Source organism: Enterovibrio sp. QJM3NY_24 (assembly GCF_057786035.1).
In genome coordinates, this window is sequence record NZ_CM173519.1 from 424,136 (window position 1) to 445,665 (window position 21,530).

At 48.8% G+C, this 21,530-nt stretch carries 16 protein-coding genes; 11 read left to right on the forward strand and 5 right to left on the reverse strand.

Annotated elements, in window-relative coordinates; translation table 11 throughout:
- Positions 1-112 precede the first annotated feature (112 nt).
- Both AC3CIC_RS01930 and AC3CIC_RS01935 read right to left on the reverse strand, forming a co-directional pair.
- Positions 113-1,378, reverse strand: coding sequence for an inorganic phosphate transporter (locus AC3CIC_RS01930; protein WP_016958965.1), 1,266 nt, complete (start codon positions 1,376-1,378; stop codon positions 113-115).
- A gap of 35 nt (positions 1,379-1,413) precedes the next feature.
- Positions 1,414-2,094, reverse strand: coding sequence for a TIGR00153 family protein (locus AC3CIC_RS01935; protein ID WP_016958964.1), 681 nt, complete (start codon positions 2,092-2,094; stop codon positions 1,414-1,416).
- Positions 2,095-2,273: 179 nt separating this feature from the next.
- Between AC3CIC_RS01935 and AC3CIC_RS01940 the strand changes: the two genes are divergently transcribed.
- Positions 2,274-3,800, forward strand: coding sequence for a CYTH and CHAD domain-containing protein (locus AC3CIC_RS01940; RefSeq protein WP_016958963.1), 1,527 nt, complete (start codon positions 2,274-2,276; stop codon positions 3,798-3,800).
- 68 nt (positions 3,801-3,868) lie between these two features.
- On the opposite strand, the gene AC3CIC_RS01945 is transcribed toward AC3CIC_RS01940, so the two are convergent.
- The gene (locus tag AC3CIC_RS01945; RefSeq protein WP_371732874.1) at positions 3,869-4,678 is read right to left on the reverse strand and encodes an ion transporter; all 810 of its coding nucleotides are present in this window, start codon (positions 4,676-4,678) and stop codon (positions 3,869-3,871) included.
- A 112-nt stretch (positions 4,679-4,790) separates the two neighbouring features.
- Between AC3CIC_RS01945 and AC3CIC_RS01950 the strand changes: the two genes are divergently transcribed.
- Positions 4,791-6,389: a methyl-accepting chemotaxis protein gene (locus tag AC3CIC_RS01950; RefSeq protein WP_488515222.1), complete on the forward strand. Its 1,599-nt coding sequence runs from the start codon at positions 4,791-4,793 to the stop codon at positions 6,387-6,389.
- A 156-nt stretch (positions 6,390-6,545) separates the two neighbouring features.
- On the forward strand, positions 6,546-9,401 hold the full coding sequence (gene glnE / locus AC3CIC_RS01955; RefSeq protein WP_488515223.1) for a bifunctional [glutamate--ammonia ligase]-adenylyl-L-tyrosine phosphorylase/[glutamate--ammonia-ligase] adenylyltransferase: 2,856 nt from the start codon (positions 6,546-6,548) through the stop codon (positions 9,399-9,401).
- Between the two features lie 33 nt (positions 9,402-9,434).
- On the opposite strand, the gene lpxL is transcribed toward glnE, so the two are convergent.
- On the reverse strand, positions 9,435-10,364 hold the full coding sequence (gene lpxL / locus AC3CIC_RS01960; RefSeq protein ID WP_488515224.1) for an LpxL/LpxP family Kdo(2)-lipid IV(A) lauroyl/palmitoleoyl acyltransferase: 930 nt from the start codon (positions 10,362-10,364) through the stop codon (positions 9,435-9,437).
- A gap of 175 nt (positions 10,365-10,539) precedes the next feature.
- On the opposite strand from lpxL, the gene hldE reads away from it, so the two are divergent.
- Positions 10,540-11,970: a bifunctional D-glycero-beta-D-manno-heptose-7-phosphate kinase/D-glycero-beta-D-manno-heptose 1-phosphate adenylyltransferase HldE gene (gene hldE, locus AC3CIC_RS01965; RefSeq protein ID WP_016958958.1), complete on the forward strand. Its 1,431-nt coding sequence runs from the start codon at positions 10,540-10,542 to the stop codon at positions 11,968-11,970.
- 109 nt (positions 11,971-12,079) lie between these two features.
- Here hldE and tolC read toward each other — a convergent pair whose 3' ends face one another.
- Entirely contained in the window at positions 12,080-13,405 is a 1,326-nt protein-coding gene (tolC, locus tag AC3CIC_RS01970) for an outer membrane channel protein TolC (RefSeq protein ID WP_488515225.1), read from the reverse strand.
- Positions 13,406-13,647: 242 nt separating this feature from the next.
- On the opposite strand from tolC, the gene nudF reads away from it, so the two are divergent.
- The 7 genes from nudF (at position 13,648) to AC3CIC_RS02005 (ending at position 21,445) form a co-directional block, all read left to right on the forward strand.
- A complete protein-coding gene (nudF, locus tag AC3CIC_RS01975) occupies positions 13,648-14,280 on the forward strand; it encodes an ADP-ribose diphosphatase (protein ID WP_488515226.1) in 633 nt (210 codons plus the stop codon).
- 35 nt (positions 14,281-14,315) lie between these two features.
- Entirely contained in the window at positions 14,316-14,744 is a 429-nt protein-coding gene (locus tag AC3CIC_RS01980) for a DUF1249 family protein (protein ID WP_026024092.1), read from the forward strand.
- 30 nt (positions 14,745-14,774) lie between these two features.
- Positions 14,775-15,620 carry a 3',5'-cyclic-AMP phosphodiesterase gene (cpdA, locus tag AC3CIC_RS01985; protein WP_488515227.1) on the forward strand — a complete coding sequence of 282 codons (846 nt, stop codon included), beginning with the start codon at positions 14,775-14,777 and terminating at the stop codon, positions 15,618-15,620.
- A 3-nt stretch (positions 15,621-15,623) separates the two neighbouring features.
- Positions 15,624-16,202, forward strand: a complete 579-nt coding sequence (gene yqiA, locus AC3CIC_RS01990) for an esterase YqiA (protein ID WP_017005131.1) — start codon at positions 15,624-15,626, stop codon at positions 16,200-16,202.
- A 96-nt stretch (positions 16,203-16,298) separates the two neighbouring features.
- The gene (gene parE / locus AC3CIC_RS01995) at positions 16,299-18,191 is read left to right on the forward strand and encodes a DNA topoisomerase IV subunit B (RefSeq protein ID WP_016958952.1); all 1,893 of its coding nucleotides are present in this window, start codon (positions 16,299-16,301) and stop codon (positions 18,189-18,191) included.
- A 26-nt stretch (positions 18,192-18,217) separates the two neighbouring features.
- Positions 18,218-20,497: a DNA topoisomerase IV subunit A gene (parC, locus tag AC3CIC_RS02000; RefSeq protein ID WP_017005130.1), complete on the forward strand. Its 2,280-nt coding sequence runs from the start codon at positions 18,218-18,220 to the stop codon at positions 20,495-20,497.
- 219 nt (positions 20,498-20,716) lie between these two features.
- A complete protein-coding gene (locus AC3CIC_RS02005) occupies positions 20,717-21,445 on the forward strand; it encodes a 1-acylglycerol-3-phosphate O-acyltransferase (protein ID WP_016958950.1) in 729 nt (242 codons plus the stop codon).
- Positions 21,446-21,530: the final 85 nt, after the last annotated feature.

Below are 21,530 nucleotides of genomic sequence, written 5' to 3' on the forward strand. Positions count from 1 at the left end.
CTAAAAAATTTTCGGGTCTAGGTACAACAAAAGGGAGGCATAACCTCCCTTTTTTGACCGAAGACTGACATCGCTGCACAAAAACGTGACGGAAATGCCTTTCTTAGGGTGCTTACAAACCGAAGATTGCTTCCATGATATAGAAGAAAATAACGGCGAGCAGTGCGCCTGCTGGCAAAGTCACGACCCAAGACGCAACAATGTTTCTCACTACGCCCAAGTTCAATGCGCCAATACCGCGCGCAAAACCAACACCCAACACAGCACCAACTAGGGTTTGTGTGGTCGAGATTGGCAGACCCGTTCCTGATGCCAGAACCACGGTTGAAGCGGTTGCTAGTTGCGCGGCGAAACCACGACTTGGTGTCAGTTCGGTAATGCCTGTTCCCACGGTTGCCATGACCTTGTGGCCCAGTGTCGCCAAACCAACAACGATACCCACACCGCCCAGTGGCAAAATCCACCATGCAATTTGGGTTGTTTCTGAGATTTGACCCATGTTCTCAACCGTTGAAACGATAGCAGACAGAGGACCAATCGCATTGGCAACGTCATTCGAACCATGCGCAAATGCCATCGCACAGGCCGTCACTACCATCAGCAAGCTAAATACGCGTTCAACGCCTTGGTAACCATTGGCACCCACGTCGTCGTTCTTGTATTTACGGCTGATGTAGACATAACCAAATGCCATGATCAATGCAGATAGCGCAATTGATACCATCACCGCTTCACCTGTTGTTAGGTGAAGACCGACATGTTTGAGGCCTTTTTTGATGGTAACCATCGCGATGATCATTGCCGTCATAAACATGTAAACAGGTACAAAACGTTTGGCATTGATAAGCGGTTGGTCGGTATCAAAAATCAGGCGCTGCGCACTGAGGAAAATGACGTAAGCAAAAATACCTGATATCAGCGGGGTCACAAGCCAACTGCCCACAATACCTTGCACTGAGCTCCAGTCTACGGCGTGTGCGCCAACAGAGACACAGGCGAAACCAATAATGGCGCCAATGATGGAGTGCGTGGTTGATACCGGCCAGCCCATAAAGGATGCAAGCAACAGCCAAGTACCCGCTGCCAACAATGCTGACATCATGCCGTAGACAAGTACCTCAGGCTGACTGGCGTACAAGGAGGTGTCTATGACGCCTTTGCGTATGGTGTCGGTCACTTCGCCACCTGCGAGGTATGCACCTGCAAATTCGAAGATCATTGCAATGATGATTGCTTGTTTAACGGTTAGCGCTTTCGAGCCAACAGATGTTCCCATGGCATTAGCGACATCATTTGCACCAATACCAATCGCCATCATGAAACCAAAAGCCGCGGCCACCAAAATAATGATGGTGCCGTAATTCGCTAGGATTTCCATTGTTTTACCTTGTTATTTGTTCGGTGAACGTTGCACTACGAACGAGAAAGCATAAGCTCAAGGCGCGAGCCAACACGTTGTGCCTGATCGGCGATTTCGCCGACCCATTCAAGGATCTTGTACAGGAACATCACATCAACGGGGTTGTATTCACCCTCGACTGACATCAGTTGCTGACGCAGATGAATTTGCATCGTATCGGTGTCATCTTCGATGGCATCCAATTCGTTGATCATCTCTTCCACTAGCGTTACTTCACGTCCTTTAAAGCCAGTTTCGAGTAATTCATCCAGTTCACTAATAACGCGGCGCGCCTGATCGGCGGCGTCGAGACAACGCTGCACATACGCAACAAAGTCTGGGTAAAGAAGTGAGGGAACCTGAAGTTGTCGGCCGATTACACGACCAGCAATGTCTTTTGCGAGGTTGGCTAGCTTGTCTTGCTGAGTCAGCAAATCAAGCATATCTGTGCGGTCTACGGGGAGGAAAAGACCACGAGGTAATTTAAGACGAATTTCGCGCTTCAAGACATCCGCTTCTTTTTCTAGCGTCGAAATTTCGTGGCGCAAAGCCTCTGCACGTACCCAGTCACCTTGCTCGCAAGCTGCGAAGAAGGGAACCAATAGTGAACAGCAGTCATTGACGCGGCTCACGTGACGTTGCAAAGGTTTTAGAGGGCTCTTTGCGAATAGCCCCATGATTGTATTTACTGGCATAGCCGTATCTACCTATCAAGTCTGAATTGGATGCAGACTAAATTTTACACGATGGTGTACAAGCCGCGAATGTTAGCGTAATCACATTCTTATTGATACCGTTTCAGATCAATGAAAGTCCCTTGCTCGAGTGCCCAATTACTCATATCCTTGTTCTGCTATTGGTTATAGGTACCTTTATGGAAACTGAGATTGAGTTAAAGTTTTTTGTCTCGCCCGATTTTTCACGACAAATTCGCGACAAAATTACTGATTTAAAGGTATTGCAGCAACGTCAGCGCAACCTTGGCAATATCTACTACGACACGCCGGATTTCTTGCTGCGCAAGCATGATATTGGTTTAAGGGTGCGACGATACGATGATGTATTTGTCCAAACCCTAAAAACTGCTGGCCGCGTTGTCGCGGGGTTGCACCAACGACCAGAATACAATGCGGAACTTGAATCGCCCGTTCCTGACCTCTCTCTAATTTCTGCCGATGCTTGGCCCGACGGATTAGACGTCGACGCCCTCAGCGCCAATTTATTTCCTTTATTCTCGACGGACTTCGAACGTCAACAATGGTTACTTGCCATGCCCGACAGTAGTCAGGTTGAACTGGCGTTCGATAGCGGCGAAGTGACCACCAAAGATGGCGGTTATGATCCGATCTGTGAAGTCGAGATTGAACTGAAATCCGGTCAGACTGATGCCTTGTTTGTCTTGGCACGTGAGTTAGCCGAAAACGGTGGGTTACGTCTAGGAAACTTGAGCAAGGCTGCGCGTGGATACCGTCTCGCAACCGGCTATCAAGGCGATGTCGTTAAATCACTGTCGATCGTTGATGTGAAAAGCACCGAGTCGACAGAACAAGCTTTTGTCACGGCGCTAGAGCATGCGCTGGAGCATTGGCATTATCACGAGCAGATTTACGTTGAGCGCCCTGAGCAAGATGCCATTTTTGAAATGTGCAGTGCTGTGGCGCTTATCCGCCAAGTCTTGGTGTTATACGGCGGTTTGATCCCTCGTCGCGCCAGTGCCTTGTTGCGTCAAGAATTGCAATGGCTGGAAGGTGAGCTTGATTGGATCAACGAAGCGCGTGCGATTGAGCGTCTGGTTGATGACAAAGGCTATTTCCTGAGAAAGCTGAATGTGCAAAAACCGTTGCTGTCGAAGCTTGGTGAATGCTACGACGCACTGCCTGAGCGTGCAGAAGTACTGGAATTACTTCACTCTTCGCGATATTGCAATCTCTTGCTTGACCTTAGTCGTTGGATTTTGACGCGAGGCTGGCAGCCGTTCTTGGATGATAAAGCGCGCGAAAAGCTCGAAGAGCCTATTCGCAGTTTCGCCAATCGTTCGCTAGCAGTATCAAGTGATGAGTTGCTGAGTGTGTTTTCGCTTGAAAATGAACTCGATAGGTTTGGCTATTTAGACCAACAGCCTCGCTTGACTCGTAACTTGCTGTCAGGCTGCTGTGTGGCTGCTTTGTATGATGCTGAAGATCGTGAAACCTTCCGATTACCTTGGCTGGATTTACTGCAAGGCATTGACGATATTTTACTGCTTGAGCCGGTTCGTAAACTTGCTGAAGACGAAGATTTTAGTGAGGACGATAAAGCGCAGATCGAAAAATGGCTTCGTCGTAAAGAAGAATCACTGCTTCATGCCATGATGCAATCTCGCCAAATCGGATTAGCCCTCGATCCTTACTGGGATCAGTAAGCTTATTGGGAGCAGTAACCTTGGTTACTTGAGCACCCATGCAAAAATAAAAATAGCGCCTGATGGCGCTATTTTTTTGTCGGTTTATCCGCGATGTTTTCTTGCTCGGGAGTTGCTGGCGCTAGCATGTTGAGTCGCGCTTCCATATCGGCCAAGCGCGTTAACATTTGCTGTTGTTGTGCTAATAAGGTTTCAAGCACCACGCTTTGGCGTATTGCTTGTTCCTGCTCTTTCTTCTCCGGCTTGGTGATATAAGACGCCACCAGACCGGTTACTGCGCCGAAAATACCGACTCCACAGACAATCACCACCACGGCAACCGCTCGACCTGCGGCGGTGACGGGGTAGTGGTCGCCATACCCAACGGTCGATATCGTTACGAACATCCACCAAATAGCGTCGGTCAAACTGTCAATATTGGCGTTATTGTCTGTACTTTCGAAAGCAAAAATCGCGGCAGAGCCAGCAGAAATAAGCACGGTCAGCAGCAGCAGAATACTGGCCATGGCCGTTTCATTGCGGTTTTTTCGCATGTAGAAAACTAAGGGTTCGCTCGCCTTGAGCAGTCGGATCACTCTGAAAATCTGAAACACACGCGCGAAGCGCAGGGCTTCCACAACAGGAATGCTGGCGAGGATATCTATCCAATGAGTTTTCAAATAAGTGAGTTTATTATCACTTTTAAGAAAATGTATTGAGAGTTGAAGCAGAAAAATCATACAGATCAGCGTGTCGACACCGAGCAATAAGGTATAAAGAGGATCACTTTTAGGCAGTAGCACCAGAGTGCTGACGACACATAATGAGACGAAAGAGAGCAGTAAGCTCAACAAACTCATTGGATTCAGATCTAAGTTTTGTGTTTTTGTCTCTGTCATCACTTCATGAACTGCCTTTGCTGCCGTTAAAAATATGGCGAATGTCTACCCGCTTTGCGTCAACGCTAGTGTCTCGCAACTTTGCGAAGCAATGATAAAGGAGTCACCAAGAATGTCTCAGATGATATTCAAGCCTTGGGAAAAGGCTGTTAGCAACATCAAACTCGTCCCCAAGCTTGTGATACTAATGGTATTTAGTACCGCTTTGTTGCTTGCAAAGCAACTTTGGGATGCGAATGCATTTCGCGCGTCGGTCACCGAAATCACGGAAGCGCAAAGCCATAGCCAAGCGTTGCGAAGTGCTGAATTGGCAAAAACGCTGCTGGCGCTGCCAGAGGGTGCCGCTTTACTAGAGCGTGTGGCAAAAAGTGAAAATCTGACCAGCAATAGCAATGAATACGTCTTTTTTGCCAACAGTGCTAGTGGAGATGTGTTGGCTCACCCCTCTATCTCTTCATACCAAGGGTTAAATTTGCCATTGGAAAGTGGCCGCCAGCTTGCTGAACAAATGCGCAATGCACAAGGTGAGTTCAAATATCATCTTACCGATCAAGCGCGTCACGGCTTTGTCGTCCCTGTGACGGGAACTGACTGGGTGGCTGTGGCGTCACAAGCTGACTCTGCGGCTGATCAATACTATCAAGCATATCTGGTTCAGGTCGCTTGGCAGACAGCGGGCATGATTGTCGCGTTTATGGTGATCCTACTCGGTGGGTCACGTCTGATGTTACGTCAAATCAATTACTTGATTGATTGCATTCGTGAAATGGCGCGTAAGAACTTGAGTCAGCCTGTCAATATGGATTGTGGTGACGAGTTTGGCGAGCTGGCGCGTGAACTTGAGAAAACACGTCTTCAATTGGTCAGCGTGATTAAAACACAGCGCACTTCATCAGAAGATCTGTCTTCAATGGCAGAGGTGATGACGATTAGCATGGATGAAACCCGTGAGTCAGCCAAAGAGCAATTTGGTGAAATTGATCAGTTGGCATCGGCGATGAGCGAAATGACATCTACGGTACAAGACGTTGCGGGTCATGCTCGCGCTGCGTCACAGGCCACCGAAAGTTCGCGTGAACAGGCCGTCAGTGGTCAGCGCTATGTCAGCAATACCATTGGCACGATCAATAAGCTGTCTGATGATATCCGTGAGTCTGCCAATGTGGTGAATCAGGTAGAAGAGCGCGTTGAGAAGATAAGCTCTGTGGTGGTCACCATTCAAGGGATCTCTGAACAAACGAATCTGCTGGCTCTGAATGCGGCCATTGAGGCGGCGCGAGCAGGCGAGCAAGGGCGCGGTTTTGCTGTCGTCGCTGATGAAGTGCGCAACTTGGCGCAAAGTACGCAAAAAGCGACGGTAGAAATTCAAGATATGATCACGCAGCTGCAATCGTCAGCACGACAAGCTGTTGGTTTGATGGAGCAAAGTGTGGTCGAAGCGGTGGAGAGTGTCGCGTCAGTCAGCAAGGCGGGTGAAGAGCTGAATTTGATTGTGGATCAAATTGCTCAGATCAATGACATGAATTTCCACATCGCGACGGCTGCGGAGCAACAATCCTCGGTCACGGATGAAATGAACCTTAATCTCAATAATGTGAGAGAGTTGGTGGAAGCCTCGGTGACCGTGGTGACTGAGTTGGCAGAAACCTCGGGTGATATTCAAAACAATGCCGAAGCGCTGGATTTGAAAATCAAGGAGTTTGCGGTGTAGTTTCTACACGCGAATCAAGAAGCCCGCACCTTTGTGCGGGCTTTTTTTGTGATATTTTAAAGGCGAGCGATTAATAAAAATAATTGACGGCTGCATTTAGCGATACTTATTCGCCGTCACGATTCGCAACCACAATTAGCGATAGGAAAGGAACTGATGTCATTGCCCATGGAACTGGAAACTTGCGCAGCTCGCAGGTTAGAAGCGCTGGCTGAACAGCAGTCAGACAATCTTGCGTCTTGGCAAGGTGCGCAGCGCGAAACGCTGACTCGCACTTTGGCATTGAGTGATTTCATTGCAGAGTCCATTTTGCACGATGACACTTTACTGCCTTGGCTTGAGGAAAATCTGCCGTCAGGTCTGCGCGCGCCACAGTATCGAAAGCGATTGAAAGAGAAGCTCGATAGCCAGCAAGACGAAAACGGCTTGATGCGTGAGTTACGCCGTTTCCGACGACAGGAAATGACATGGCTGGCATGGCATGATTTCAATGACACCATGACGCTAGACGACAGTCTTTCCCATTTGTCTAAGTTGGCGGAGGCGCTGATCATGGAGGCTTACGGTTGGCTGTATCGTCATTGTTGCACTGAATGGGGTACGCCTTGTGACGCAGAAGGAAATCCTCAACCTATGCTGGTGCTGGGGATGGGCAAACTCGGTGGCGGTGAGCTGAACTTTTCATCTGATATTGATTTGATTTTCACGTATCCAGAAAACGGTGAAACGCAAGGTGCACGTCGCAGCATTGCGAACGCTCAATTCTTTACGCGTCTTGGTCAGCGTCTGATCAAAGCGCTCGACCAGCAAACGTTTGATGGCTTTTGCTATCGCGTCGATATGCGATTGCGCCCCTTTGGTGACAGTGGCCCGTTGGTGATGAGCTTTGCAGCACTTGAAGATTACTATCAAGAGCAGGGACGTGAATGGGAACGTTACGCGATGATCAAAGCCCGCGTGATGGGCAAAGAGCAGTTTGATTGTTATCAGACGCTTCGCCAAATGCTGCGCCCGTTTGTGTTCCGTCGTTATATCGATTTCAGTGCGATCCAATCTTTACGCCGCATGAAGGCAATGATCCGCAGTGAAGTTCGCCGTCGTGGCCTCACCAATAACATCAAGCTCGGCGCGGGCGGTATTCGTGAAATCGAATTCATAGCCCAATCTTTCCAATTAATACGCGGTGGTCGAGATCCTATTCTTCGTCGCCGTGGCCTGTTCTTTACCCTTTATGCCATTCGTGAGCTTGGTTTATTGCCTGAAGCTGAAGTGGACACGTTAGAGGCGTCTTATCGCTATCTGCGTCGTGTTGAAAACCTTTTGCAGGCGATAGACGACAAACAAACGCAGACCTTACCGGATAATCCGCTGGATCAAATTCGCCTTGCAATTGCGATGGGTGAAAACAGTTGGGATGATCTCACCGCAGCGATCAGCGCGCATATGCTCGGGGTACATACGGTTTTTGACGATCTGATTGGTGATGAAGAAGACAATGGTGAGACGAAGATCGACGCCGATTTTGGTGAGATCTGGGATGCGGCACGTGATCCCGATCTGGTCGAGAAGATCTTGGTCGATATGTCTGCGGCGAACCCGGTGGAAAAAGCACAAGCATTACTGCGCTTTAAAGAAGAATTAGCAAAGCGTACCTTGGGCCCGCGCGGTCGCGAAGTATTAAACCGCCTGATGCCCGTGGTATTGAGTAACATTGTCTGCCGTGAGAACAGTTTGGCAGTGTTAGAACGTGTGCTGAAGCTTCTGGTTAGCATTGCCACGCGTACCACTTATCTTGAGCTGTTGGATGAGCATCATGGTGCTATTACGCAGTTGGTTCGCTTGTGCAGTGCCAGCCGAATGGTCGCAGAGCAGTTAGCCTCGTACCCCATTCTGCTTGATGAATTGCTGGATCTTCAGCATCTCTATAACCCGACGCCGCTTGATCAGTATCGCAATGAATTGTTCGATTTCTTGGCTCGTATCCCTGAAGAGGATATGGAGCAGCAGATGGAGATGATCCGCCAGTACAAGCAAACTCAGTTATTGCGCATTGCAGCGGCAGACATCGCGGACGTATTGCCTGTGATGAAAGTCAGCGATCACCTGACGTATTTAGCGGAAGCCATTGTGGAAGCCGTGGTGAATCAGGCGTGGTATCAAATGGCTGAAAAATATGGACAGCCGAAGCATTTACTTGAGCGAGATGGCCGCGGTTTCGCGGTGGTAGGGTATGGCAAAGTTGGTGGTATAGAGCTCGGTTATGGCTCGGATCTGGACGTGGTGTTCTTGCATGACTGCCCTGACAATGTGTATACCGATGGACCCAAAGAAATCGACGGGCGGCAGTTTTATCTGCGTCTTGCGCAGCGTATTGTTCACTTGTTTTCAACACGCACCACATCCGGTGTTTTGTATGAAATCGATACCCGCCTTCGCCCTTCTGGTGTATCGGGTATGTTGGTGACGACGCTTGAATCCTTCCAAGACTATCAGAACAAAGAAGCATGGACGTGGGAGCATCAAGCACTGGTTCGCACACGATTGATTTATGGTGATGTGGCGCTAGGACAAGGCTTTGGAAAAGTACGCAAACAAGTGCTAACCCAAGCGCGTGATGTGGCGTCGCTGAGAAAAGACGTGGCTGACATGCGGGTAAAAATGCGTGAGCATCTTGGCAGCAAAGAAAGCGGGAAATTTCATATCAAACAAGATCCCGGTGGTATTACCGACATCGAATTTATGACCCAATTTTTGGTGCTTGCTCACAGTCATGACGAGCCTGCGCTAACGCGTTGGAGTGATAATGTACGTATTCTCGAAGACATGGCGCAAGCGGGAATTTTAGATACGGCACAGGCACTTGCTCTGCGTGATGCGTATGTTGTGATGCGGGATGAAATCCACCGTTTGAATTTACTCGATGCGTCTGTAGAAGTGGCCAATGACAGCTTTGCTCACGAGCGTGAAGTGGTACGTGAGGCGTGGTCGCAGTTGATGGAACCGAAGGGTTAGAAAGCAGGTCCTAGAATCTAGGACCTAACATTCTCAATCGTAGAGTGAAGGCTCACCGTCAGGTCGGCTCTTAAAGCGGCGATGCAACCACATGTATTGTTCTGGCGCGCGCATGATCGAGCGTTCAATAAACTTGTTGGTGTAAATTGCCGCTGCTTTTTCGTCATCGTAGGGGAACGCATCCATTGGCGGATCTAGCGTCAGGGTGTAGCCGGTACCTTCGCGATCTCGCGTAATAGTAAACGTCATCACCTTGGCTTTTCCTGCAGAAGCCAGCAAATGTGTGCCCGTGGTGGTACATGCTTTCTCTACCGCAAATAATGGCGCCCATGTATAGCGGTGGCGACCATAATCGTGGTCAGGCGCATACCAAAGCAGTGCGCCTTTACGCAGCACTTTAACCATACGTTTAACATCGCGACGATCGATAGCGCCATTGTCTCTCGTGCGACCACGATATTGAAACCAGTCATACACGGGATTTGCATTCGGGCGATATACGCCATAGCCCGACGTATGTGTGCCAAATGAACGTGCGCCCAACTCAAGGTTAAAGGAATGGACCGCGATGATTAGCACACCTTGCTGACTGGCCTGAATCTCTTCAAGTTGCTCAAACCCGACGTACTTCATGTGTTTCTTAATGCGCCAGTCAGGCCAAAACCATGCCATGCAGGTTTCAAAAAGCGCCAAACCCATGTGCTGAAAATTCTCTTTTAGCAAGGCTTGACGCTCACCCCCTGTCATTTCCGGGAAGCAAAGCTGCAGATTACGGTCGGCAATTTTTCGACGACTTTTAAATAGCTTCATCACCAGCAGGCCAATATTTTGGCCTAAAAACCGCTGAACGCGATAAGGTAGCCAGCTGATGAGAAACATCAAGCCAACGCCAATCCAGGTATGCAGATACTTTGGATGGAGATAAGACCATTGAAATGTCGGAGCGTCTGATGTTTGACCCATGGTGGTTACGTGTTTCCTGACTCAATCGATAAACAGAAGAAATGCATTGTAACCTTAACTCTGACCAAGATGCATGTTTCAGTGTGTTAGAGAGCGCGCAGAGGGGCCTAATCGGCTGTTGCTTTGTGGGCTTTATGGTACTATCGCCGACGTTCCTTTGTCCGTGGAGAAAACAATGAAACTCACTTTGCCTGACTATCAGCAAGCCGACGTTCTGGTTGTTGGTGATGTAATGCTTGACCGTTACTGGTACGGTCCGACTGGACGTATTTCACCAGAAGCACCTGTGCCTGTGGTGAAAATCAACCAAACCGAAGAACGTCCAGGCGGCGCTGCGAACGTGGCAATGAACATTGCAGCGCTCGGCGGCAAAGCAAGACTGATCGGCCTTGTCGGTCAGGACGAACAAGCGCAGGTGCTGAACGACACCCTGAGCTCTCTGAAAGTGGATTGTCATTTCGTTGGTCTGGCTGAATATCCGACCATTACGAAACTGCGTGTGATGAGCCGCAACCAGCAGCTTATCCGTTTAGATTTTGAAGAGAGCTTCCACAATGTGGATGTGCAGCCGATTTTAGATCGCATTGAAGCAGCATTGCCTCAAACCAAAGCGATGATCCTGTCTGACTACGCCAAAGGCGCATTGCAAAATGTACAGCCGATGATCCAATTGGCACGTAAGGCGGGCATTCCTACGCTGGTGGATCCAAAAGGGGCTGACTTTGAGCGTTACCGCGGGGCGACACTGCTAACGCCAAACATGAGCGAGTTTGAAACGGTTGTGGGCGCATGCCTATCGGAAGGCGACATCATCGAGAAAGGCTTAGAGCTTATCCGTCAGTTCGAGTTCGATGCGCTGCTTGTGACTCGTAGCGAGCACGGCATGATGTTGTTGCAAGAAGGTCATGAACCTTTGAGCCTGCCAACACTGGCGAAAGAAGTGTATGACGTGACAGGCGCGGGCGATACCGTGATTTCTGTGTTGGCGTCGTCGCTGGCTGCTGGGAAATCATTGGCTGATGCGTGTGCGCTGGCGAATGCTGCGGCAGGCGTCGTTGTTGGTAAACTGGGTACATCGACACTGTCGACGATTGAGCTGACAGAAGCGGTACATGGTAGCCACCAATCTGGCTATGGCGTGGTGACAGAGAATCAACTAATTACAGCAGTTCAAGTGGCGAAAGCGCGCGGTGAGAAAGTCGTGATGACCAATGGTTGTTTTGACATCTTGCATGCGGGTCATGTGGCTTACTTGAACGAAGCGGCGAAATTAGGCGATCGCCTGATTGTGGCGGTAAACACCGATGAGTCTGTTCGCGGCCTCAAAGGCCCGGGTCGTCCGGTTAACCCAACGGATCGCCGTATGGCGGTATTGGCGGGCTTGAGTGCGGTAGATTGGGTTGTACCGTTTGGCGAAGAAACGCCACAGCGATTGATCAGTGAAGTATTACCAAGCTTGCTGGTAAAAGGCGGCGACTACAAACCTGATGAGATTGCAGGCGGTGAAGAAGTGATTGCGGCTGGTGGTGAAGTGCTGGTGCTGAACTTCGAAGATGGTTGCTCAACCACAGAAATTATCAATTCGATTTTAAGCGGTCATAACTGATCGCATTTTATCTTGAATATTGAGTATTCATCATTCAATGTTTAAGCGAAAAAAAAGGCACCGCATTGCGGTGCCTTTTTTGATGCTTAGATTTGGTTACTCAGCGAAATTATTTTTTCGGTGGGATAAGACCATTGTTGATCTCAACCAGATCGTTCTCGGTCAGTGTACCCACTGCTTGACGCAGTTGGAGAACACTCACGATGTAGTCATAACGTGCATCTGACAGATTGCGGTTCGCGTCATAAAGACGACGTGTCGCATCCAGTACGTCAACGATCGTACGCGTACCAACTTCAAAACCTGCTTCTGTTGCTTCCAACGCAGATTTCTGAGAAATCACGGTTTGCTCGTACGCACGCAGTGCACCAATGCTGGCGTTGATATTGTTATAAAACGCGCGAACATCTTTTACTGTTGAACGGTAAGTGCCTTCAAGCTGCTCAGAAGCGGCAACATAGTTATATTGTGCTTCTTTTACACCCGCGCTGATCGAGCCACCGGAGTACAACGGCATCGCAAAGTTAATACCACCAGACAGTTGGTTATTGCTTGCATCACGAGTAGGGACTGTTTTGTTGTCCTGATCGGTATAGCCATAACCCAAATCAAACGTCAGTGATGGCATGTGACCAGATTCAGCCAAGCTGATGCGTTCTTTCGAAGCGTCTCGAGAAATGCGCTGTGCCAATAGGCTTAGGTTGGTTTCTTCTGCCTGCTTGACCAATGCCTCTGGCGTTTGGTCTGGGCGAGTTGCTGAGAAAGATTTGGTGTTCAGGATATTCAGCGATTCATGACGCTGCCCTGTGATTTCACGCAATTCTTCGTAGCTGTTGCTCACCGTGTTCTCAGACAGAATTTCTTGTGCCAATACCGAGTCATACTGAGCCTGCGCGTCATGTACGTCAGTGATTGCTGATAGCCCAACTTCAAAACGTTGTTTTGTTTGCTCTAGTTGACGACCGACGGCGGCTTTTTCTGCCTGAACAAAAATCAAATCATCGATAGCGCGCAGCACATTAAAGTAAGCTTCTGAAACGCGAAGAATAAGACCTTGTTGTTGCACGGCATACACCGCATCGGCTTGGCGTGCAGTGATTTCAGCAATATCCAAATTGATCCAGCTGTTTTGATCGAACAGTTCTTGGCTCAAATCCACACCGGCGGTTAGCGTGTTGGTGTCATAAGGACCACTGCTGCTCTCTTCACTGTTACGAATCAAGTTGTAGCCAGCGGATAGATTAATTTGTGGTAATAGCGTTCCGCGGGTCGTATCAATGGCGGCAAAGGCAGCGTCGCGTGTCGCAGCTGATTGCAGCAGTTGCGGGTCGCTTTGTTTCGCTTGCTCATATACTTGAATTAAATCATCTGCGCTGACCAAGGGGGCCGTGGAACTTAGCGCAACCCCGATGAAATAGGGGAGCAATTTTTTCATAAAGGTAATCCCTGAACTTTTGTTCGTTTTATAAATTGCCAAAGGGCATTCAGCCTAGTGTAAACCATGCTTGCTGACTTGGAACTGACAATATGAGGGTTTATTAAGAAAAATTGGTTGTAAAAACATCTAAACCTTGACGCTATTCAAATATTTCTGCAATCCATACCAAAAAAGTGAAGGTTTATGATTGCGGGCACATATTTGTGAGACTTATCATTTACGCCTAGCTCGGAGGCTATATGGGACAAAACGCGCCACAGCAAATTCAACCTAACCAGTTTGGCGTTAATGACGTTCATATTGATAACACTGACGTTGTCTATAATGGTTACTTTAAGATGGTTAAATATCGTTTTCGTCATCGCTTATTTGCGGGTGGCTGGAGTGAAACCATTGAACGTGAACTCTTTGAACGTGGACACGCGGTAGCGATGCTCCCTTACGATCCTGTGAGTGACAAGGTCGTATTGGTTGAGCAAATTCGTATCGGCGCGATGGCAGCGAGTCCATCCCCTTGGCAGTTAGAAATTGTCGCGGGCATTATCGACAAAGATGAAACGCCAGAAGCGGTGGCTGTGCGTGAAGCCGAAGAAGAAGCTGGGCTTGCAGTGAAAGAGTTGCTGCCGATGACCAGTTACTTATCAAGTTCTGGTGGTTGCTCTGAACGTATTCACCTGTTCTTGGGTATTGTTGATGCCAGTGATGCAGAAGGCATACATGGCTTGCCTGAAGAAGGGGAAGATATATTAGTTCATCTTGTGCCGCGCACAACGGCGATGCAGTGGATGGAAGACGGTAAGATTGAAAACGCAGCATCAATCATTGCATTGCAGTGGTTGGCATTAAATCTCAAGAGGTGGCGAGCAGATTGAGTGACACACTCGTCTGACCGTAAGCGGGTAGTGATATGTTAAGACGAGGGTATCAGGTCGATTTAAGTGCCTTGATGCGAATGTATGAAACCAATTACGCAAAACTGCTCAGACTGATGCCACATCAGGATGATGTCGGAGAGTTCTGTGTCTATGACATTCAAGGCAATGAATTTCAACTAGACATTGTTGAATCAACTCGCTATACCACGCTGCTCGATATATGGCAGCGCGGGGATATTCCTCATTATTTGAGACCTCGGCTCACGGTTCGTATGTATCATGATGCACGTGTCGCTGAAGTGTGTACGAGTCAGCAGATTTCTCGGATTCAGCCGCGTTATGATTACCCGAATCCACGAATGCATCAGCGGGACGAAAAGCACCAGATTAATGCTTTCCTTGCCGACTGGTTGGCGCATTGCTTGCGAAACGGAATGACAAAACAAAACATTATTTATTAGTTTGACGCGTTAACATGACAACGCGTATTTATGATCAGGATTTTCAAGACGTTGCGGATTTGCCATCTTACTAGCCAAAACAGCCAGACCGTCCGGTTGTTGCAAATTACAGATACCCACCTTTTCGCAGATCCTTATGGCTGTTTGCTGGGGGTGAATACCGCTGCGAGCTATAAGGCCGTTGTGGCGGAAATTCGATCTCAAAACATTGAATTTGATGCGATTATTGCAACGGGCGATTTGTCACAAGACCATACTGAGCAATCGTATCTACGTTTCGTAGAAGGTATCGCGGATTGGTCGCAACCTTGCTATTGGCTACCAGGCAACCATGATTATCAGCCGGAAATGCAAAAAGCGCTGACACAATCTACTCTGGTACGCTGCGATAAGGTGCTAGTGGGAGAAGACTGGCAGCTCGTGATGTTGGACAGTCAGGTTAAAGGTGTCCCCCATGGACGCTTGTCGACTGAGCAATTGATACTTCTAGAGCAAGCCCTAGCGGTGAATCCGTCTCGTCATACCTTGGTGTTACTTCACCATCACCCATTACCAGCGGGCAGTGCATGGCTGGATCAGCATCAGCTTCACAACCAAAATGATTTTTGGGCGCAGGTCGAAAAGTACAACAACGTCAAAGGCGTGGTGTGTGGTCATATCCATCAGGATTTAGACACTCAGTTCAAAGGCTGTCGCGTCATGGCAGCACCGTCGACGTGTATTCAGTTTTTGCCTGATTCTGATGATTTTGCGCTCGATTCAACCAACCCGGGCTGGCGTGAGATTTCTTTGCATCAAGATGGCACGATTACGTCGAAGATTGGTCGCTTGAAAGGCTCTGACTTCCAGCCTGATATGAACTCGTCAGGTTACTGAATCATGTCTTCATTACTGCTTTATATCCATGGCTTTAATAGCTCGCCGTTGTCAGTAAAAGCGCAGCAAATGAAAGCGTGGTGTGAGACTAACCGCCCAGACATAAAGCTGGAAGTTCCCCGTCTTGCCTGTTACCCTGCCGACGCTGCCGCTCAGCTAGAGCAGCTTGTTGAGCAATATAAAGGTGACTATTGTATCGGTTTGGTCGGTAGTTCTCTTGGTGGTTATCTATCAACCTGGCTCAATGACAAATATGGCTTTCGCGCCGCCTTAGTGAATCCAGCCGTGAAGCCTTATGCGTTGCTGGCAGATTATCTTGGCCCGCAACAAAACCCGTATACCGGGGAGCAATACCTGCTGCAACCTCATCATATGGATGAGCTTAAAGCGCTGGAGACAGAATCCATTACACATCCCGATTCAATGTGGCTGTTACAGCAAGAAGGTGATGAGGTGCTTGATTACAGGCAAGCCGTCTCCAAGTATCAGGGATGTAAGCAAACTGTTGAAGCGGGCGGCGATCACGCTTTCGTCGGCTTTGATAGATATCCCGCTGAGATTATTCAATTCTTAGGACTGTGACTGTAACTCACAGAATGATCGCGTCAGCTGTGTCATTATTTGGCAAGCTAGCGAACCTTCACAGACCATGTGACAAAATTTAGAAACCAATCATCTATGACAGATCAAGTTTATAACGCTGGATCCATTGAAGTTCTCAATGGTCTTGAACCGGTACGTCGTCGTCCCGGTATGTATACAGACACGACTCGCCCCAATCATCTCGGTCAAGAAGTCATCGACAACAGCGTCGATGAGGCGTTGGCGGGACATGCTCGGAAGGTGGAAGTCATTCTCCATGCGGATCAATCCCTTGAGGTGACGGATGACGGTCGAGGTATGCCTGTTGATATCCACCCTGAAGAAGGGGTGTCAGGCGTCGAGCTGATCATGTGCAAATTGCACGCTGGTGGTAAGTTCTCGAATAATAACTACCAATTCAGTGGTGGTTTGCACGGCGTAGGTATATCCGTGGTGAATGCGCTGTCAAAGCGTGTCGAAGTCTCTGTTAAACGTGATGGTCAAGTGTATGAAATTGCATTTGAAAATGGCGATAAAGTTCAAGAGCTCACCGTAACCGGTACCTGTGGCCGTCGCGCCAAAGGTACTCGCGTCCATTTCTGGCCGGATACCTCTTACTTTGACTCCCCGAAATTTTCTGTTTCTCGCCTTAAAAGTAACCTCAAAGCCAAGGCCGTTTTGTGCCCAGGTCTGGAGATTGTCTTTACCGATAAAAACACCAATGAAACCATTCGATGGTGTTACGAAACGGGTCTAAAAGACTATCTCACTGAGGGTGTGAAAGGTTATGAGCTGTTACCAGCAGAACCCTTTACTGGCGATTTTAGTGCCCCGCATGAAGCGGCCGATTGGGCTGTGATTTGGCTGCCTGAGGGCGGCGAGCTAGTAACTGAAAGCTATGTGAACCTTATCCCAACAGCGCAAGGCGGTACGCACGTTAATGGTCTGCGCCAAGGTTTGTTGGATGCGATGCGTGAGTTCTGTGAATTCCGTAACTTGCTCCCTCGTGGCGTGAAGCTGACGGCTGACGATATCTGGGAGCGCTGTGCCTATGTGCTTTCGGTGAAGATGCAGGACCCGCAGTTTGCTGGCCAAACCAAAGAACGTTTGTCGTCGCGCCAATGTGCCGCGTTTGTTTCTGGTGTGGTGAAAGATTCATTCAGCCTTTGGCTCAATGAGCGCCCTCAACTGGCAGAGCAGTTAGCCGAAGTTTGTATTGCGAACGCACACAAACGTATGCGCGCAGCCAAGAAAGTCGTGCGTAAGAAGGTGGCTTCTGGCCCTGCATTGCCGGGTAAGCTGACCGATTGCTCGATGCAAGATTTGGCACGTACAGAACTTTTCCTTGTCGAGGGTGACTCGGCAGGTGGTTCAGCGAAACAAGCCCGCGATCGTGAATTTCAGGCGATCATGCCATTGCGCGGTAAGATCCTAAATACGTGGGAAGTGTCTGCTGACCAAGTGTTGGCATCTCAAGAAGTTCACGATATTTCAGTGGCGTTGGGTATTGATCCTGACAGCGAAGATCTGACCAGCCTGCGTTACGGCAAAGTGTGTATCCTCGCGGATGCGGACTCGGATGGTCTTCACATTGCGACCTTGCTGTGTGCGTTGTTTGTTAAACATTTCCATGCGCTAGTAAAAGCCGGACACGTTTATGTGGCGATGCCGCCTTTGTATCGTATCGACTGTGGTAAAGAAGTGTTCTATGCCCTCGATGATGCAGAGAAAAAGGGCATTTTAGAAAGCTTAAGTAAAAAGCGCGCAAAAATTGATGTTCAGCGATTCAAAGGTCTGGGTGAGATGAACCCATTGCAGCTTCGCGAAACCACCATGGATCCTAATACTCGTCGTTTGGTGCAGCTCACCATAGACGATCAAGAAGAAACGGATCGCATGATGGATATGCTGCTAGGCAAGAAACGCGCTGAAGATCGCCGCCATTGGCTGCAAGAAAAAGGCGATATGGCCGAGTTGGCAGACATTTAATTTGATTTTAAGATCGGACGTTTTCAATGACTGATATCACTTATGACGGTGTCGAGCAGCTTCCTCTTAGGAAGTTCACTGAGGATGCATACCTCAACTACTCGATGTACGTCATCATGGACCGCGCACTCCCGTTTATCGGTGACGGTCTAAAGCCAGTACAGCGCCGCATTATCTATGCAATGTCGGAACTGGGCCTGTCGGCTACAGCAAAATATAAAAAATCCGCCCGTACTGTGGGTGACGTGTTGGGTAAGTACCACCCACACGGCGATTCAGCGTGTTATGAGGCCATGGTATTGATGGCTCAACCGTTCTCCTACCGTTATCCCTTGGTGGATGGTCAGGGTAACTGGGGTGCGCCGGATGATCCAAAATCCTTTGCAGCAATGCGTTACACAGAATCGCGCTTGTCTCGATTCTCTGAAGTGTTGTTGAGCGAAATCAGCCAAGGCACTGTTGATTGGCAGCCGAACTTCGATGGCACCATGAAAGAGCCAAAAACCATGCCTGCGCGCTTGCCACACATTCTGTTGAATGGTGTGACGGGCATTGCGGTGGGTATGGCGACAGACATTCCCCCACACAATGCCCGTGAAGTGGCGAATGCGCTGGTGGCATTGATTGATACGCCTCAGCTTGATCTGGATGGCATTCTGGAACATGTGAAAGGGCCAGACTATCCAACTGAAGCTGAAATCATTACCCCGAATGTGGAGCTGAAAAAGCTTTATCGCAGTGGTAAAGGTTCGGTCAGAATGCGTGCTGTTTGGCATAAAGAAAATGGCGATATCGTCATTTCGGCATTGCCTCATCAGGTGTCTGGTGCCAAGTTGCTTGAGCAAATTGCCAACCAAATGCGCGCGAAGAAACTGCCAATGGTGGAAGATCTTCGTGATGAATCTGATCACGAGAACCCAACTCGCATTGTGATCGTGCCACGTTCGAATCGTGTTGATTGCGATCAGCTGATGAATCACCTGTTTGCTTCTACCGACCTTGAGCGCAGCTACCGTGCGAACATGAATATGATCGGCCTTGATGGTCGTCCACAGGTGAAAGGCCTGCTGCATATTCTGACTGAATGGCTTGTGTTCCGTCGTGAAACGGTTCGCCGTCGCCTGCAATTCCGTTTAGACAAAGTATTGGCTCGCCTGCATATCCTTGATGGTTTGTTGGCAGCGTATCTCAACATTGATGAAGTCATTGAGATCATCCGCACCGAAGATAAGCCTAAAAATGTGCTGATGCAGCGCTTTGAGCTTAGCGAGACGCAAGCGGAAGCCATTCTTGAAATCAAACTTCGCCAGTTAGCAAAACTGGAAGAGATTAAGATCCGCGGTGAGCAAGACGAGCTGAATAAAGAACGTGATCACTTAGAGAAGTTATTAGGTTCTGAGCGTCGTATGAACACGCTGATGAAAAAAGAGATCATGGCCGATGCTGAAAAGTACGGTGATGATCGTCGCTCGCCATTGGTTGAGCGCGAAGAAGCAAAAGCCATGACAGAGCGTGATCTGATCCCAAGCGAGCCGATCACTGTTGTGCTGTCAGACAAAGGTTGGATCCGTCATGCCAAAGGGCATGATGTAGATGCAACCACATTGAGTTATAAATCTGGTGATAGCTTCCTTGCTGCCGCACGCGGTAAGAGCAGTCAACCTGTCGTATTCATTGGTACGGATGGCCGAAGCTATGCGCTTGAATCGCACAGCTTGCCGTCTGCACGTAGCCAAGGTGAGCCTATTACTGGTCGCCTGAATGTTACTGCAGGCACGACAATCCGTCATGTACTGATGGGCGAGAACGAGAATGTGGTGCTGATGGCATCAGACGCAGGTTATGGTTTTGTGTGTAAGCATGATGATCTGCTGTCGAAGAACCGCAGTGGTAAAGCATTGCTCAGTTTGCCTCAGGCTGCAGAAGTAATGCCTCCTCAAAAAGTGGGCGATCTCGATCACGACGACATTATTGCTATCACTAACGAAGGCCGTATGTTGGTCTTCCCGGTGAAAGAGTTGCCGCAGTTGGGCAAAGGCAAAGGGAATAAGATCATTAATATCCCTGCTGCACGCGCCAAAGCGCGTGAAGAGTTGCTTGCTCAGTTATTCGTGGTACCAAGTGGTGCTACCGTGACTCTGCATGCCGGCAAGCGTAAGCTTTCGCTCAAGCCTTCTGACATTGATAACTTCCGCGGAGAGCGTGGACGACGTGGAGCAATGTTGCCTCGTGGATTACAACGGGTTACCACGATAGAGATTGCATCACCGAATGATGCTGAGCCATCAGAAACACCGGAAGCGTAGTCACGAAATCAAAATCGAAACCCTCCGGAAGGAGGGTTTTTTTATCAGCTTGGCGATGATTGACCGATCGATGGGTGAATTTTGTCGTTGGATACGTATACTAGTCGCCATTGAGTTTTAGCGCACACCTGTACGCTGTAATGCCAACGCGAGTTGGGTATTACTCACAGGGACGTTTTCCTTACCCCGATTGCGGGTGTCAGGCATTAGGAGAGAAAAATGTACTTTATACTACGACTGTTGGCTATTGCCTTGTTTGCGATTGTCATCTTTGTTTTCGGTTGTGGTTACTGCCTGCTAAGTCCAAGAAATCCAAAGAATGTTTATACGATTGGTCGCTGGTTCGGCAGGCTTTCAAGCATTTTTGGTATTAAACTGGACTTGCGTCAGACTGAGGCTTCAAAAGACGTAGGGACTTGTGTGTATATTGCCAATCACCAGAATACTTGGGATTTGGTGACGGTTTCTAACGCTGTGCGCCCTGGTGCGGTGACGGTTGGTAAGAAAAGCCTTACTTACATTCCTATTTTTGGTCTTATTTATTGGTTAACCGGCAATATTTTGATTGATCGTAACAATCGAAGTAAAGCGATGGGCACGATTGGTCAGGTCGTAGATAAAATCAAAGAGAATAATGTTTCTGTTTGGCTGTTCCCTGAAGGAACGCGTTCTCGTGGTCGTGGACTTCTGCCATTCAAAACGGGTGCGTTTCACGCAGCCATTGGTGCTGGTGTGCCGATTGTTCCTATCGTGTGTAGCTCAACCCGTGATCTTAGCGTATCGCGCGGTGATAACGGCCACGTGATTGTGGAGGTGATGGATCCTATCTCTACTGAAGGCTTAACCAAAGAGCAGGTGCGTGAACTGGCTTCTCGTTGCCATGATGTGATGGCTGAAAAATTGGCGCAACTTGACGCAGAAGTGGCCGAGTTGAACAAGAAGTCATAAACTTTCATTTAAGCTCAAGGCTAAACACGTTGAACAAAAGGATACGCAGATGCGTATCCTTTTGTGTTTATAACTGCAGGTGTTT

Excerpts from the sequence above, each read along its gene's own strand:
- AC3CIC_RS01930 (WP_016958965.1), bottom strand. The coding sequence starts at position 1,378 with ATGGAAATCCTAGCGAATTACGGCACCATCATTATTTTGGTGGCCGCG.
- AC3CIC_RS01935 (WP_016958964.1), bottom strand. The coding sequence starts at position 2,094 with ATGCCAGTAAATACAATCATGGGGCTATTCGCAAAGAGCCCTCTAAAA.
- AC3CIC_RS01940 (WP_016958963.1), top strand. The coding sequence starts at position 2,274 with ATGGAAACTGAGATTGAGTTAAAGTTTTTTGTCTCGCCCGATTTTTCA.
- AC3CIC_RS01945 (WP_371732874.1), bottom strand. The coding sequence starts at position 4,678 with ATGACAGAGACAAAAACACAAAACTTAGATCTGAATCCAATGAGTTTG.
- AC3CIC_RS01950 (WP_488515222.1), top strand. The coding sequence starts at position 4,791 with ATGTCTCAGATGATATTCAAGCCTTGGGAAAAGGCTGTTAGCAACATC.
- glnE (WP_488515223.1), top strand. The coding sequence starts at position 6,546 with ATGTCATTGCCCATGGAACTGGAAACTTGCGCAGCTCGCAGGTTAGAA.
- lpxL (WP_488515224.1), bottom strand. The coding sequence starts at position 10,364 with ATGGGTCAAACATCAGACGCTCCGACATTTCAATGGTCTTATCTCCAT.
- hldE (WP_016958958.1), top strand. The coding sequence starts at position 10,540 with ATGAAACTCACTTTGCCTGACTATCAGCAAGCCGACGTTCTGGTTGTT.
- tolC (WP_488515225.1), bottom strand. The coding sequence starts at position 13,405 with ATGAAAAAATTGCTCCCCTATTTCATCGGGGTTGCGCTAAGTTCCACG.
- nudF (WP_488515226.1), top strand. The coding sequence starts at position 13,648 with ATGGGACAAAACGCGCCACAGCAAATTCAACCTAACCAGTTTGGCGTT.
- AC3CIC_RS01980 (WP_026024092.1), top strand. The coding sequence starts at position 14,316 with ATGTTAAGACGAGGGTATCAGGTCGATTTAAGTGCCTTGATGCGAATG.
- cpdA (WP_488515227.1), top strand. The coding sequence starts at position 14,775 with ATGATCAGGATTTTCAAGACGTTGCGGATTTGCCATCTTACTAGCCAA.
- yqiA (WP_017005131.1), top strand. The coding sequence starts at position 15,624 with ATGTCTTCATTACTGCTTTATATCCATGGCTTTAATAGCTCGCCGTTG.
- parE (WP_016958952.1), top strand. The coding sequence starts at position 16,299 with ATGACAGATCAAGTTTATAACGCTGGATCCATTGAAGTTCTCAATGGT.
- parC (WP_017005130.1), top strand. The coding sequence starts at position 18,218 with ATGACTGATATCACTTATGACGGTGTCGAGCAGCTTCCTCTTAGGAAG.
- AC3CIC_RS02005 (WP_016958950.1), top strand. The coding sequence starts at position 20,717 with ATGTACTTTATACTACGACTGTTGGCTATTGCCTTGTTTGCGATTGTC.